Source organism: Pyxidicoccus sp. M15, assembly GCF_056858435.1.
Window position 1 is genome coordinate 4,553,634 of the sequence record NZ_CM166495.1, and the last position, 13,651, is coordinate 4,567,284.

The following is a 13,651-nucleotide window of genomic DNA, read 5'->3' on the forward strand; positions in this document are numbered from 1 at the left end:
CGAGGAGCAGGCGATGACGGACGACTACCGGAGCCACCCCGTCGACCCGGCCGTGGTGCGGGCCTCGCTGGACGGGCTGCTCGTCGCGGAGGCGGGGTACACGGTGCGCATCCGCGACGTCGCGGGGCTGCTCCAGCGGGAGGGCTTCCGCGTCTACGTGGTGGGCGGGGCGTGCCGCGACTGGCTCACCGGCGAGGCCGTCAAGGACGTGGACCTGTCGGTGGATGGGCCGGTGGAGCGGGCCCACGCGGTGCTGCGCGCGGCCTACCCCGGCATCGACCCGGTGCTCCGCCACTCGCCGCGCTTCGGCACGCTCCGGTGGGGCAGCAAGAGCACGGGCGGCGTGGACCTCAACATCCTGCGCAGCCGCCACGACATCCAGAACGACGACATGTGGACCACCACGTTCGTCGCGCGGAGCGACCTGCGCGAGGACGCCCTCACCCGGGACTTCTCGGTCAACGCCTTCTACCTGTCGTGCGACAGGGAGGACCGGCTGTTGGACCCGCTCGACTGCGGACTGGAGGACGTGCACGCGCGCGTGCTGCGGCTCGTCACCCACCCGCGCGTGCTGGACACCAGCTTCCGGACCACCTTCCGCATCCTCCAGTTCCTGTGCCGCGGCTACCGGCCGGCGCCCGACATCCACGCGCACCTGGAGCGCTACGCGGACCACGACATCCAGGGCATGGGGGACCGGCTGCTGAACTGGATTCCCAACCACCTGGGGAGCACCCCGGAGCTGATGGCCGGGTTCCGGGAGCGCCTCCACGCGTGCGCGAAGGAGGCGGCCTCCCGGAAGGTGCTGGACGACGTCTTCGCCCGGCTCGCGGAGGCGGGCGGCTAGCGTGCCCCGTCCCGGGCCGCCGCCCACGCGTTGGCCCGCTCGGTGATGCGCAGCGCCAGGGCGCGCTTGACGATGCTGTACTCCAGCCAGCTCTGCCCGGGCACCGCCGCCAGCTCCCGCTTCAGGGCCTCGTAGCGCCGCCGCTCCTCGGGCTCGGCGCGCATGAAGTCGCGGAAGTTGGCGAGGTAGGAGAACCACGGGCTCTGGTGGCCGCACACGTGGACGACGAAGGCGCCCTGGCCGTCCGCGTGGACGTTCCAGAACCAGGTGAAGTCCGGGTCGATGGGGCTGGGGCCATAGGACTCGTAGCCGAGCCCCGCGAGCAGCTCCGCCTGCCGCGCGGTGCAGGGCAGGGCGCGCACCGCCACCGCCAGGTCGAGGATGTTCTTCCCCGGCAGCGGCGGAATGGACGTGCTGCCGATGTGCTGGATGTCCACCAGCCCCTCGTCCGCCAGCGCGGCGTGGAGCCGCTGCTTCTCGGCTTCGAAGGCGGCAGCCCACGCCGGGTCATGCTCCCGCACCTGGATGTCCAGCTCCGGCGAGCGCAGCCGGGACCAGCGTCGCACGAGCCCCTCCACGGACTCGCCGCCCAGCTCCTCCGGGCGGACGCGCTCCTTGAGGCGCCGGATGATGCGGGCCAGCCGGAAGGCGTCCGCCGCGCCGCCGCCCGCGTCCCCGCTCACGGGCGCGCCTCCGGGCCGGGGTGGGAAGGACGGCACCAGTGGGTGAGGTCCCTGTCCAGCAGCGCGCTCAGCCGCTCCACGTCCGGCAGCAGCTCCGCGCAGACGCGCTCGCGCGCCTCCGGCGACAGCCGCTGGCTCTTGGCCCCGAGGTGGGAGTCGCGGCCCGTCTTCAGCCGGGCGCGAATCTCCGGGGTGGCCGCGCGCATCTGCCGCAGCACCAGGGGGCGGATGAGCGCCGTGGCGCGGGCCTCGTCGAACTCCGGGGTGTGCTCCGGGTCCACGCCGAGGAACTCCAGCGTGCGCCGGTACTCCCCGCGCACGTCCTTCACCAGGTCGTCGAAGATGACGACGTGCACCCGCTCGCGGCCGAAGGTGCGCAGGAAGCGCTCCACCGGCTCCGCGTAGCGCGCCACCGAGCGGTACTGGAGCCCCTCGGGGAAGTAGCACCGGGGAGGCAGCCGCTGCCCGCGCGCGCGCTCCGGCTCCGCGTCGAGCGCCGCGGAGAAGTCCTCCAGGTCCTCGTTGCCGGTGCGCAGGTACAGCGAGTGCAGCGAGTGCATCATCGCCACGGGCTCGCGCAGCATGATGAGGATGCGCGCGTCCGGGGAGAAGGCCTTCAGCTCGCCGGGGGCCGTCCTGGACATGATGTAGAAGACGGAGCCCTCGCCCACCACCTTCGCGTCGCCCGCGCCGTCGAAGAGGCTCAGGTAGCTGGCCTCGTCGCCCACGGCGAGCGGCTGCCGCGTCAGGTCCGAGCCGAAGTAGATGGGCTCCTTGAGCAGCGACAGGAAGATGCCCGGGTGCTGCTTGAGGTACGTGTACATCGACGTCGTGGCACAGCGCGGCGCCCCGACGATGAAGAAGTTGGGCTTGGGCATGGGGCCTACCAGGGGAACTCGTCGCGGTCCTTGAAGAACTTCCCGCGCGGGCCGTCGTCCGCGAGGGTGGCCAGCCAGACGATGCCTTCCGAGCCCTCCTCCACCGAGCGCTCCGCGCGGATGCCGCCCAGGTGCGTGCGCACCCAGCCCGGCGTCACGGCGTTGACGAGGATGTTGGTGTCCTTCAGCTCGTCGGCGAACACGCACGTCATCGCGTTGAGGGACGCCTTGGACATGCGGTAGGCCAGCTTGCCCGCGGCCAGGCGCGAGAAGGAGCCCAGCCCGCTGGAGACGTTGACGATGCGGCCGTAGCCCTGCTGGCGCATCACCGGCACGCACAGCTGGATGAGGCGCAGCGGACCGTGGACGTTCGTCTCCAGGGTGGTGCGCACGGTGTCCATGCCCAGCTCCAGGCCGGGCTGCTTCATGTCCAGGGCGACGGCCGCGTTGTTGACGAGGATGTCCAGGCGGCCCAGCTCGCGGGTGACAGCCGCCACCGTCTGGACCATGCTCTCCTCGCGGGTGACGTCGAGCGGGAAGAAGCTGACGGGCAGCCCCTGCTCCGCGAGCGCCTTCGCCGCGGCGCGTCCCTTGTCCTCGCTGCGGGCGGTGAGCGCGACGCGGATGCCCCGGGTCGCGAGCTGCCGGCAGACCTCCAGTCCGATGCCCCGGTTGGCGCCCGTGACGAGCGCGACCCTCTCCTTGGTTTCCATCCCTCTCCCTCTCGCGTCAGACGTCGTACTGGGGGAACAGCTCGAAGAGGAGCCGCTCCCGGGTGCGCACGAGCTGCTTCAGCTCGGGCGTGTAATAGGACTCCCAGCGGTCCTCCGGCGCGCGCCCGCCCTCGGCGGGGTACACCTTCTCCGCGTCGAGGATGAAGGCGAGCGTCTCCGGTGCGTGGCCCAGCTCCAGCAGGAAGCCGTGCAGGCCCCGGTTGAGGTCCTCTGAGAAGGTGAAGCGCACCGGGTACATGTCCTGCCGGCACCGGCCGGAGGCGAGGTAGTCGTCGTCGATGGCGGCGAACACCTCGCGCGGATTGGTGCAGTAGAAGCGCACGAACTGCTCGGTGTGCCAGCCCGGCCGGCGCTCCTCGGGGAGGCGCTCATTGCGGAAGCCCGTCTCCTCGCGGTTGTGCCGGTTGACGAACTTCGTGTTCGCCAGGACGACGAACTCGGCGAAGGACAGGTCCGGGTAGTGCGGGAAGAGGGCCCGCATCTCGTCCGCGCCGCAGTACATGTCCGGGTGCAGCTTCCACCAGCCGAAGTGGTACTGGGACACGTACCTGTCATACGGGTTGCGCAGCGTGGTGAGCAGCGGCTTGCCGCGCCACGGCTCGGGGATGGCCGAGCAGCCCCCGTGCTTGTGGGTGTTCACCCAGGGCCGGCCGCCGCCCGCGTAGAGCCGCTCCAGCATCTTCGTGACGAAGGTGCCGCCCGTCTTGGGCTGGTGCAGGTAGACGAAGTCGTCGGTGAGGAGCATGGGGCGGTGCGGGGGCTTCAGGAGGCCACGGCGTCGACGGCGGCGGAGAGCTGGCGCCCGGTGTAGTCGCCCCAGAGCAGGCCCTTGCGCGTGAGCGCCAGCTCCGCGTCGGTGACGGTGAGGAAGTCGCCGCCCACCAGCGCGTCCACGGTGGGCTGCACCAGCTTCACCAGGTCGAAGCCGTGGCGGCGCTGGAACTCCTTGCGGTCCAGGCGCAGCAGCTTCAGGCCCAGCACCACGTCACGGGCCATCAGGTCCTTGGCGCTGAGCTGGTAGCCGCGCGCCACGGGCAGCTCGCCCGCCTCCACCATGTCCGAGTACTTCTGCAAGTCACTGGTGTTCTGCACGGAGATGTTGCCGAGCGCGCCGAAGGCCGACACTCCGAAGGAGTAGATGTCGTCGCCGCGCCACTTGCTGGTGGTGTGGCGCTGCATGAAGCCGCCGTCCTTGGTGAAGGTGAAGAAGTTCACCGGCAGGTAGTTGGCGCGCTCCAGCTGTTTGATGGCATGGGCCGCGTACTTCACCTCCTCCTCGTCGGAGGGGAGGAACTGCGCGTCCTTCTTCACGCTCGCGTAGTAGTCGGTGTTGGAATACAGCTCCGTCTTGTAGACGGTGAGCGAATGCACGCCGGTGCGCAGCGCCGTCTCCACGGTGTGCGCCCACGTGGCGTCCGTCTCGCCCGCCAGGCCGCTCATCAGGTCGATGTTGACGACCGCCCCGGTGCCCAGGGCGATTTCGATGGCCTTGAGCCCCTGCTTCTCCGTGTCCCGCCGGCCCGTCTTGAGGACGATTTCGTCCGCGAAGGACTGGATGCCCAGGCTGATGCGGTTGACGCCCAGGTGCTGGAGGTGGTCCGCCTTGGCCTGGATGAGCGTGACGGGCTCGCCCTCGACGGTGATTTCCGGGTCCGCGAGGGTGAGGTGCTCGCGCAGCGTGTCCATGATGCGGCTGAGGTTGTCCTTGGACAGCAGGGTGGGCGTGCCGCCGCCGAAGTAGATGGAGTGCGTGGGGCGCGACTTGAGGTCGAAGCGCTTGGAGGCCAGCTCGATTTCGCGGCACAGCGAGCTGACGTAGCGGTCAATCTCCGGCTTGCGATTCTCGCTGAGCGTGGTCGTCTTGTAGTGGCAGTACGCGCACCGCTGCACGCAGTAGGGCGTGTGCACGTAGATGTTGAGCGGCGCGGGCGTCAGGAAGCGCTGGGCGACGTCTCCGCGCCAGTAGCGGTAGGGCGGGTAGTTGGTGACGAACCCCTTGCGCGTCAGCTCGATGCCGCGGGGCAGCTCCTCGGTGGCGGTGCTCATGGCGACGACCTCTTCTCGGGTGGGGCGGTGGGGGCGTTTCAGGCCACGGCCGACTGGCGCTGCGCCGCCATGCCGTGGATGTGCCGGGCAAGCACCGTCAGGCTCGCGAAGGTCTCCGGACTGAGGTTCTGGTCGGGGAACTCGAAGCCGAAGCGCTTCTCGATGAGGGCGATGAACTCGAACAGGACGATGGAGTCGAGCGCGAGCCCGCCCTCGAGCAGGGAGATGTCGTCGGAGATGTCCGACTCCTGGATGCGGACGTCGAGCTCATGCGCAATCATCCGCCGGAGCTCGACGACGAGCTGGGCGACCTCGGGCCCCGAGGGGTTGGCATTCATGTCTGGCACTCCTTGTCGTCGCTGGCGTTGGGGGTTTCGGCCACCGTGGCGAGGGCCGCCAGGGCCCGTCGGTCCACCTTCCCGTTGGGAAGCAGGGGCAGGGTGGGAAGGACGCGGACCTCGTCCGGGAGGGCGTAGGGCGGCAGGACGCTGGCGCAGGCCGCGCGCACCGCGGCGCCGTCCAGCGCGCGCCCCTCGCGGGGCGTGCAGAAGGCGAGGATGTGGCGCCCGCGCAGGTGCTCGCCGCCGAGCACGGTGACGGCGCGCTCCACGTCCGGGAGCGTCTCCATGGCGCGCTCGAGGTCCACGAGCAGCACGAGGCGGCCATCCCGGTTGACGCTGTGGTCCTCGCGCCCCAGCACCTCCAGCAGCCCGCCCGGGTGCAGGCGGGCCAGGTCCCGGGTGCGGTACCAGCCGTCGCGCAGCGGGGGCTCGCCCGTCCACGGTCCGCCGTCTCCGGCGACATAGCCCTCGAAGCCGTGCGGGTGGTGGCACAGGAGGCTGCCCGCGTCACCCGGCAGCTCGCCGGCCGACTCCGGCGGCTCCAGCCGCAGCGCCACGCCCTCCAGGGGCGCGCCCACGGTGGTGGCGCGGGGGCCGTCGGCCACGTCGGCGTCCGCGGCGGCGATGACGCCCTGCTCGGTGGTGCCGTACAGGTTCACCACGCGCCGGAAGCGCGCCTCCACGGCGGGGAAGGACTCCGGCTTGAGCTTGTCGCCGGCCACCACGACGTGCCGGTAGTGCTCCGGCACGCTGCGCCCGCGCAGCAGCATGGTGCACAGGGCGGGCGTCATGAAGGCCACGCTCGGCCGGAAGGTGCGCTCGTGCTCCAGGCAGCGCAGGAGGTTGGCGCCCTCCACGAAGTCCAGCGACGCGCCCACGGTGAAGCCGGGGAGGAAGCCCGCGCCGAGCCCGAACATGTGCGCCAGCGGCACGGGCAGCAGGACGCGGTCCTCGCCCGTCAGCCGCAGCCGGGGGAGGGCGGCGAGCGCGTTGGCCAGCAGCCGCTCGTGCGTGTACAGGGCCAGCTTGGGCGTGCCGATGCTGCCCGAGGTGCGCAGCAGCAGGTGGCCCGTGGCCCACGCCTCCGCGCCCTCGGGCACCTGGTGGCCGGGGACGTCCTCCACCATGAGGAAGCTCTCGGGGTGCTCCAGCGACACGTCCGTGCCGGAGGCGAGCTGGCTGCGCACCGTCACCCGGTGGCGGCACACGCGCGGCACCTCGGGCCTCGGAGACGCCGTGCCCGGGTGCGGCAGCAGCACCAGGCTGTACCCGCGCGACAGCAGCGACAACAGGCTCAGCGCCCCGGCGACGGTGTTCGCGCACTCCAGCGCCACCACCGCGCCCGGCGACACGCCGCGCGACGTGAGGAAGGACTCCACCGAGGCGAGGTGCGCGTCCAGGGCCGCGTAGGGCAGCGTGAGCCGTCCGTCCGTCAGCACACCCTGATGCGGGGCCGCGGCCACGAGCGCCTGGCGGTACCACGCCGTGAAGGCGCTACACGCCCGTCCAGAAGGCGCTGGAAGCGGCGCGTCGGGAGGCCCTCTCCGTTGTTCGGCTGGCGCTTTCAATTCACGTTTGTGTGACGAGGCGGTTGTACGTTAGTTTCAATATCTATCGGATTTTTCCGTGTTGACACAAGGCCCCTGCTTTCCCTGGTGGACGGTTTGATGTCCGAGCGCGCGGAACCCTTCGAGCCCTTCATCTCGTTCTACCGGGCGCAGGGGTTGCCTCGGCCGCGCATGGAGCGCATGGCGCCCGCGGAGGTGCCGCAGCCGTATCACCGGCTGCTGGTGCACGAGCGGGCGATGACGCCGACGCTCGAGGACTTCTGCGGGCAGCGCCTGGCGCTGCGGGTGCTGAGCTCCAGTGAGGAGGCCGCCGTGCTGCGGCGGCAGGTGGTGCTGTCGGGCGCGCGCGACGGGCACCCCGTGGAGCTGGGGGCCATCTTCATCGAGCTCGGCTGCTTCGACGCACCCGCGCGGGAGCGGCTGCGCGAGGGTCGCACGCCGCTGGGCACGCTGCTGCGGGAGTTCGACGTCGCCTTCTCGTGCCAGCCGACGGCGTTCTTCCGTATGGAGGCGGACAGCCTGGTGCGCACCGCCCTGGCGCTGGAGGCCGGCGTGCAGTCGCTCTTCGGCCGGTGCAACCGCATCCTCACGCCGGGCGGCGGGGTGCTCGCGGACGTGGTGGAGGTGCTCGCGCCGGTGCGTGCCGCGCGGGACGCGCACGTGCTGCGCGCCGGGTAGTGCGTCCCTCAGTCCCCGCCCAGGGCGACGTCGCGCGGCGCGGAGAAGACCCAGGCGGTGTTGTGGGACGGCGTCGCGTGCGGGTCATACCCGCCGAAGTAGAGCGTCTGCCCGTCGAAGGGCGAGACGAGGATGGTGCGCGTGGCCCCCAGCGGCGGGGTGGGGGCGGGGGCCACGAGGTGCCTCGCCTCATAGCGTCCCTCGGGGTGGCGGATGAGGTACCAGGCCTCGGGCACCCAGCCGTCCTTCGGGTGCGTGTCGAGCGCGGCGCTGAACGTCGCGGCCACGCCGAGCAGCAGCGCCGTGCCGCCTCCGGGCCGGGCGACGGGTGTCATGTCGTCATAGGCGGCGATGGCGTAGCCGGGACGCCGTCCCCAGCGCTCCTCCAGGAAGCCGAGCACGTCCAGGTCGAGCGTCGCGCGGTAGCCCGCGTCGTCCGGCTCGAGCCGGAGGATGCGCGCGTGGTCGCCCTCGAGCGCGGCCAGCAGGCACTCGCCGCCCGAGGGGGACGGGACGGGCGTCAGCCCGCGCAGGCCGCTGCTGATGCGCGTCACCTCCTCGGGGAGCGTGTAGACCTTCTCCCAGCGCGGCGCCTCGCCGTCCACCCGCCGGTACAGGTGGGGCTTGATGGCCACGTGCAGCGCGCCGTCGCACACGGCGAAGGCCATGGGGCGGGCCGCGTAGCCCGACAGCTCGGGGACTTCGTCCCAGCGAATCCTCCCGGGCGCGGCCTCGTCGTAGACGCCGCTGTAGACGCCGTTGGTCAGCGTGCCCGCGAAGAGGCGCTCGCCGCCGGTGACGGAGTCCCGGTGGAGGTACAGGCTGCGGATGCTGGCGGTGCGCTGGCTCTTCGCGAGCGTCATCCGCGTCCACGTCCCGGTGCTGTCGTCGAGCGCGTGGACGGTGGAGAGGCCCTGGCCATCCGAGGGCGCCGCCAGCAGCATCGACACCGGAGCGGGCAGCGCGTGGCCCCGGCCGTCCCGGGTGAAGGTGACGGACACCAGGCTCATCCGCCAGTTCCTCGGCTCGAACTCGTGCGCCACCCGCCAGGCGCCGTCCGGTGCATCCAGGACGAGGACCTGGGAGCCCACCGCCGGGTCGTCACCGGGCCGGTCCCACATGACGGACGTGGCGGCGTAGAGCCGGCCCGCGTGGGCGACGAGGTGCATGACCTCCGTGCCCCCGAGGTAGCGGCCACCCACGTCCCGTGTTCCCGCCTGGTAGACGCGCTGGAAGCCGCGCTCTCTCATCGTGGTACCCTCCCGCCCGCGAGCCGCCGACTCGTGGTCCATCGCTTATAGCACCGTGCCTCCATGCCCCTTCCCCGAACCCTTCGTGCCTGTCTCTCCGCGCTGCTGCTGTCCTCCGCGGGATGCCAGGGCGCACGGGCGACGCAGCCCGCGCGTCCGGAGCCCGCGCCCGAGCCCCTCCGGCTGACCCTTGTCGGGACGAATGACGTGCACGGCTGGGCCCAGCCGCACACCGCCACGCTCGCGGACGGCACCGAGGTGGAGGAGGGCGGGCTGGCCGCCTTCGCGGGCTACCTGGCCATCCTCCGCGCGGAGAACCCCGGCGGCGTGCTGCTGCTGGACGGCGGCGACATGTTCCAGGGCACGCTCGCGTCGAACCTGGGCGAGGGCGACGTCATCATCGATGCGTTCAACCACCTCGGCTACCACGCCGCGGCCATCGGCAACCACGACTTCGACTATGGCCCGGTGGGGCCGCTGCCCATCGCGAAGGGGCCGGACATGGACCCGCTCGGCGCGCTGAAGGCGCGCCTGGCGCAGGCCCGCTTCCCGCTGCTCGCGGCCAACCTGTACGACGCGGCGACGGGGCAGCGCCCGGGCTGGCTGCCGGACGACGGGACGCGGCTGGTGGAGGCGAATGGGGTGAAGGTCGGCATCCTCGGCCTCTCCACGCCGAGGACGCCGGAGACGACGAACAAGGCGAACGTCGCCGGGCTGCGCTTCGGCCCGCTCGTCCCCGAGGCCCGCGCCGCCGCCGAGCGCCTGCGGGCCCGGGGCGCCGAGGTGGTCATCGCCGTGGCCCACGCCGGCGGCCAGTGCCGCGCGTGGAGCGACCCGCAAGACGTCTCCACCTGCGAGCCGGAGGCGGAAATCTTCGCGATGCTGCGCGAGCTGCCGCCGGGCACGCTCGACGCCGTGGTGGCGGCCCACACGCACCAGCCCCTGGGGCACTTCGTCCACGGTACGCCCGTCATCCAGTCCCGGGAGTACGCGCGCCACTTCGGCGTCATCGACCTCTACGTGGACCCCCGCACGCGGAAGGTGCTCCCCGAGCGCACCACCCTCACCCCGCTCATCCCCGTGTGCGCGCGCGTGGACGAGGCCACCGGGAGCTGCGAGCCGAAGCGCCTGAAGGAGCAGCCCCAGGTGAAGCTGGTGCAGGCGCGCTTCCACGGCAGGCCGGTGGTGGAGGACGCGGCGCTCGAGCAGCTCATCGCGCCCGCGCTGGCGCGCGCGGAGGCGGAGCGGGGCCGCTCGCTGGGGTTGACGGTGCCGGAGCCGCTGCGCCGCGACTTCGTGCGGGAGAGCGCGCTGGGCAGCCTCGTCACCGACTCGCTGCGCGAGCTGATGGGCGCCGACGCGGCCCTGCTCAACGCGGGCGGCCTGCGCGGCGACCTGCCCGCGGGCGAGCTGCGCGCGGGGACGCTGTACGAGGTCATCCCCTTCGACAACACCGTGGCCACGCTGACGCTGACGGGCGCGCAGCTCCAGCGCCTGCTGGAGCACGTCTACGGCACCGCGCAGATGGGGGTGTACCAGGTGTCGGGCCTGCGGCTGGTGCTGGCCCACTGTCCGGGACCGGGCCGCCTGCTGCGCGTGTCGCTGGCGGACGGGCGGCCGCTCCAGCCGGAGCAGCGCTACCGCGTGGTGACGTCCGACTTCCTCGCGCGAGGAGGCAACGGGCTCGGGCCGGTGCTGGCCACCTTCCCCGAGGGCAGCATCGACCTGGGGCTGGACCAGGAACTGAGCCTGCGCGAGGCGCTCATCGCCTGGTGGCAGAAGCGCGGCCGGCCGCTCACCGCGCCCGCACCGGGACGGATGAAGCTGGAGGGGCAGGGGCCCTGCGCCGCCCCGGGGCCGCGCGCGCCGTGAGCGCCGCCTCGCGCGCGGGCCCGCCGAGCCACCCCGTCGACGCCGGCCTCGTGGGCGCGTCGCTGGAGCAGGTCGCCTACCAGGACGCGGGGCACCTCATCAGGGTGCGGGACGTCATCGACGTGCTGGTGGGCGCGGGGATGCAGGTCTACGTCGTGGGCGGCGCGCCCCGGGACTGGCTCCAGGGCGAGGTGGCCCGCGACGTGGATATCGCCGTGGACCGCGCCATGGACGAGGTGCACCAGCACCTGCGCCGGGCCTTTCCCGCCATCGACCCGGTGCTCTCGCGCTTCGACCGCTTCGGGATGATGTGCTGGGGCGCGGCGGACACGGGCGGGGTGGACCTGTCCTTCCTCCGCGCGCCGGGTGACATCCAGAACGACGACATGCGCACCACCACGTTCGTCCCCCGGGCGGACGTGCGCGAGGATGCGCTCATGCGGGACTTCTCCGTGAACGCCTTCTACTACGCGTGTCACGAGGGGGGCGTGCTGCTGGACCCGCTGGGGTGCGGCCTGGAGGACGTCTCCGGGCGCGTGCTCCGCCTCATCACCCACCCGCGCGTGCTGGAGACGAGCTACCGCATCACCTTCCGCATCCTCCAGTTCCTCGGCCGGGGCTACACGCCGGCCCCCAACGTCCTGGAGCACCTGGAGCGGTACGCGGACCACGACATCCAGGGCATGGGGCAGCGCCTCGCGGGGTGGATGGCCAGCCACTTCGAGCCCGGCTCCGAGGCCCGCGCCGTGTTCTCACGGCGGCTGGTGGCCTGCGCCCGCGAGGAGGCGTCCCTGCGGGTGCTCGAGGCCGTCCTCACGCGCGAGGATGGGAGCCCGGGGCTCCCGCCGGGCGAGCCGGTTGGGGTAGAGAGGACGGCGTGTCTCCGCCGCCCCTGACCCCGCCTTCGTCGCTCAAGGAGCGCCTTCGCAACGCGGGCAGCCTCCTCCGCCAGCTCCCCGGCACCTTCCGCATCTTCTGGGAGGCGAGCCCCCAGGGCGCGGTGGTGCTCGGCGTGCTGACGCTGCTGGCGGCGCTGCTGCCCGCGGCCGTGGCCTGGGTGGGCAAGCTCATCGTCGACGGGGTGTCCGTCGCGGCGCGAGAGGGCGGCGGGGCGGCGCGTGAGCGGGTGGTGTGGCTGGTGGCGCTGGAGCTGGGGCTGATGGTGGGCCAGGCGGCGTTGGAGCGCGGGCTGGCGCTCACCCGTGAGCTGCTGCGCGTGCGCCTGGGCAACGTCGTCAACGAGCGCATCCTGCACAAGGCGCTGGAGCTGGAGCTGCGCCACTTCGAGGACTCGGACACCTACGACAAGATGCAGAACGCGAGGCGGGACGCGGCCACGCGCCCGCTGGCGCTGGTGATGGATGCCTTCGCCATCATCCGCCACGGCGTGACGCTGTCGACGTACGCGGTGATGCTGGTGTCCCTGTCCGTGTGGAGCGTGGCGGTGCTGGTGGCGGCCTCCATTCCCGCCTTCATCGCCGAGGCGCGCATGGCGGAGGAGGGCTTCCGGCTGCACTCGTGGCGGGCGCCGGAGCGGCGGAAGCTGGCCTACCTGGAGTGGATTCTCACGCGCGACAACCACGTCAAGGAGGTGAAGCTGTTCGGCCTGGGGCCGCTGGTGCTGGGGCGCTACCGCGCGCTGCACTGGCAGTTCTTCTCCGAGGAGCGCGGCCTCGCGGTGCGGCGGATGCTGTGGGGGCTGGTGCTGGGCACGCTGGCGCTGCTGGCGTTCTACGGCTGCTATGCCTTCATGGCGTGGCAGGCGGCCGGGGGCGCGCTCTCCCTGGGCGACCTGGTGCTGTACCTCACGCTCTTCCGGGGCGGACAGACGGCCTTCCAGGGCATCCTGACGAGCCTCGGCACCCTGTACGAGAGCGCGCTCTACATGAGCAACCTCTTCTCCTACCTGGCCATCCCCACCGGGGCGGAGGCGCCGCGCGTGCAGCCGGCCCTGTCTCCGCCCGTGCAGCGGGGCCATGCGCTGGAGCTGCGCAACGTATCCTTCCGCTACCCCGGCAAGCCCGGGTGGGCGCTGCGCGACGTGTCCCTGCGGCTGGAGCCCGGCGAGAAGCTGGCGCTGGTGGGGGAGAATGGGGCGGGCAAGAGCACGCTGGTGAAGCTGCTCTTGCGCATGTACGAGCCGACGGAGGGGGACATCCTCTACGGCGGCGTCAACCTGAAGGACATGGACGTGGAGGACCTGCGCCAGCGCTTCGGGGCGGTGTTCCAGGACTTCGTGCGCTACCAGTTCACCGTGGCGGAGAACATCGGCCTGGGCCACGTGTCCGCGCTGGAGGACCGGGAGCGCATCCGCCGGGCGGCGGAGGAGGGCGGCGCGAGCGCCGTCATCGAGGCCCTGCCGCAGCAGTACGAGACGATGCTGGGCGGCTGGTTCGACAAGGGCCTGGAGCTGAGCGGAGGCCAGTGGCAGAAGCTGGCGGTGGCGCGGGCCTTCATGCGCGACGCGGAGGTGCTCATCCTCGACGAGCCGACGGCCGCCATCGACGCGGAGGCGGAGCACGCCATGTTCGAACGCTTCCAGGCGCTCTCGAAGGACCGCATCGCCATCGTCATCTCCCACCGCTTCTCCACGGTGCGGATGGCGGACCGCATCGCGGTGCTCCACGACGGCCGGGTGGAGGAGCTGGGCAGCCACACCGAGCTGATGGCCCGGGCCGGGCGCTACGCGCGCCTGTTCAACCTCCAGGCGCGCGGCTACCAGGCGGCGTGAGCCGGGCGCCACCGCGCGAGGGG

Annotated in this window: 13 protein-coding genes; 5 read left to right on the plus strand and 8 right to left on the minus strand. The window is 72.1% G+C overall.

Going from position 1 to position 13,651, the window contains the following annotated elements; genetic code table 11:
- The first annotated feature begins 13 nt into the window (after positions 1-13).
- Positions 14-847 carry a nucleotidyltransferase family protein gene (locus tag ACX9TP_RS17170; protein WP_482980805.1) on the plus strand — a complete coding sequence of 278 codons (834 nt, stop codon included), beginning with the start codon at positions 14-16 and terminating at the stop codon, positions 845-847.
- On the opposite strand, the gene ACX9TP_RS17175 is transcribed toward ACX9TP_RS17170, so the two are convergent.
- Genes ACX9TP_RS17175 through ACX9TP_RS17205 form a run of 7 tightly spaced genes read right to left on the minus strand, consistent with a single transcriptional unit; the run spans position 844 to position 6,968 of the window.
- The gene (locus tag ACX9TP_RS17175; RefSeq protein WP_482980806.1) at positions 844-1,530 is read right to left on the minus strand and encodes a GrpB family protein; all 687 of its coding nucleotides are present in this window, start codon (positions 1,528-1,530) and stop codon (positions 844-846) included. The genes ACX9TP_RS17170 and ACX9TP_RS17175 overlap by 4 nt on opposite strands.
- Positions 1,527-2,408, minus strand: a complete 882-nt coding sequence (locus ACX9TP_RS17180; RefSeq protein ID WP_482980807.1) for a sulfotransferase family protein — start codon at positions 2,406-2,408, stop codon at positions 1,527-1,529. Before ACX9TP_RS17180 ends, ACX9TP_RS17175 begins: the two co-directional genes overlap by 4 nt.
- Before the next feature lie 5 nt (positions 2,409-2,413).
- Complete coding sequence (locus ACX9TP_RS17185; protein ID WP_482980808.1) at positions 2,414-3,121, minus strand: SDR family oxidoreductase; 708 nt, start codon at positions 3,119-3,121, stop codon at positions 2,414-2,416.
- Positions 3,122-3,137: 16 nt separating this feature from the next.
- Positions 3,138-3,887, minus strand: a complete 750-nt coding sequence (locus tag ACX9TP_RS17190; protein WP_482980809.1) for a sulfotransferase family 2 domain-containing protein — start codon at positions 3,885-3,887, stop codon at positions 3,138-3,140.
- Between the two features lie 17 nt (positions 3,888-3,904).
- Positions 3,905-5,188 carry a coproporphyrinogen-III oxidase family protein gene (locus ACX9TP_RS17195; RefSeq protein ID WP_482980810.1) on the minus strand — a complete coding sequence of 428 codons (1,284 nt, stop codon included), beginning with the start codon at positions 5,186-5,188 and terminating at the stop codon, positions 3,905-3,907.
- Positions 5,189-5,226: 38 nt separating this feature from the next.
- On the minus strand, positions 5,227-5,526 hold the full coding sequence (locus ACX9TP_RS17200; protein WP_482980811.1) for a phosphopantetheine-binding protein: 300 nt from the start codon (positions 5,524-5,526) through the stop codon (positions 5,227-5,229).
- Entirely contained in the window at positions 5,523-6,968 is a 1,446-nt protein-coding gene (locus tag ACX9TP_RS17205) for a class I adenylate-forming enzyme family protein (RefSeq protein WP_482980812.1), read from the minus strand. Before ACX9TP_RS17205 ends, ACX9TP_RS17200 begins: the two co-directional genes overlap by 4 nt.
- 228 nt (positions 6,969-7,196) lie before the next feature.
- On the opposite strand from ACX9TP_RS17205, the gene ACX9TP_RS17210 reads away from it, so the two are divergent.
- Positions 7,197-7,775, plus strand: coding sequence for a hypothetical protein (locus tag ACX9TP_RS17210; protein WP_482980813.1), 579 nt, complete (start codon positions 7,197-7,199; stop codon positions 7,773-7,775).
- Positions 7,776-7,783: 8 nt separating this feature from the next.
- On the opposite strand, the gene ACX9TP_RS17215 is transcribed toward ACX9TP_RS17210, so the two are convergent.
- Positions 7,784-9,025, minus strand: a complete 1,242-nt coding sequence (locus ACX9TP_RS17215) for a hypothetical protein (RefSeq protein WP_482980814.1) — start codon at positions 9,023-9,025, stop codon at positions 7,784-7,786.
- Between the two features lie 63 nt (positions 9,026-9,088).
- On the opposite strand from ACX9TP_RS17215, the gene ACX9TP_RS17220 reads away from it, so the two are divergent.
- The 3 genes from ACX9TP_RS17220 to ACX9TP_RS17230 are packed head-to-tail and all read left to right on the plus strand — an operon-like array spanning position 9,089 to position 13,628.
- Complete coding sequence (locus ACX9TP_RS17220) at positions 9,089-10,897, plus strand: bifunctional metallophosphatase/5'-nucleotidase (protein WP_482980815.1); 1,809 nt, start codon at positions 9,089-9,091, stop codon at positions 10,895-10,897.
- Complete coding sequence (locus ACX9TP_RS17225; RefSeq protein WP_482980816.1) at positions 10,894-11,793, plus strand: tRNA nucleotidyltransferase/poly(A) polymerase family protein; 900 nt, start codon at positions 10,894-10,896, stop codon at positions 11,791-11,793. The genes ACX9TP_RS17220 and ACX9TP_RS17225 overlap by 4 nt, the downstream gene beginning before the upstream one ends.
- Positions 11,775-13,628 carry an ABC transporter ATP-binding protein gene (locus tag ACX9TP_RS17230; protein WP_482980817.1) on the plus strand — a complete coding sequence of 618 codons (1,854 nt, stop codon included), beginning with the start codon at positions 11,775-11,777 and terminating at the stop codon, positions 13,626-13,628. Before ACX9TP_RS17225 ends, ACX9TP_RS17230 begins: the two co-directional genes overlap by 19 nt.
- Positions 13,629-13,651: the final 23 nt, after the last annotated feature.

Coding starts and splice junctions, on each gene's coding strand:
- ACX9TP_RS17220 (WP_482980815.1), top strand. CDS start 9,089: ATGCCCCTTCCCCGAACCCTTCGTGCCTGTCTCTCCGCGCTGCTGCTG.
- ACX9TP_RS17170 (WP_482980805.1), top strand. CDS start 14: ATGACGGACGACTACCGGAGCCACCCCGTCGACCCGGCCGTGGTGCGG.
- ACX9TP_RS17210 (WP_482980813.1), top strand. CDS start 7,197: ATGTCCGAGCGCGCGGAACCCTTCGAGCCCTTCATCTCGTTCTACCGG.
- ACX9TP_RS17195 (WP_482980810.1), bottom strand. CDS start 5,188: ATGAGCACCGCCACCGAGGAGCTGCCCCGCGGCATCGAGCTGACGCGC.
- ACX9TP_RS17200 (WP_482980811.1), bottom strand. CDS start 5,526: ATGAATGCCAACCCCTCGGGGCCCGAGGTCGCCCAGCTCGTCGTCGAG.
- ACX9TP_RS17185 (WP_482980808.1), bottom strand. CDS start 3,121: ATGGAAACCAAGGAGAGGGTCGCGCTCGTCACGGGCGCCAACCGGGGC.
- ACX9TP_RS17190 (WP_482980809.1), bottom strand. CDS start 3,887: ATGCTCCTCACCGACGACTTCGTCTACCTGCACCAGCCCAAGACGGGC.
- ACX9TP_RS17215 (WP_482980814.1), bottom strand. CDS start 9,025: ATGAGAGAGCGCGGCTTCCAGCGCGTCTACCAGGCGGGAACACGGGAC.
- ACX9TP_RS17180 (WP_482980807.1), bottom strand. CDS start 2,408: ATGCCCAAGCCCAACTTCTTCATCGTCGGGGCGCCGCGCTGTGCCACG.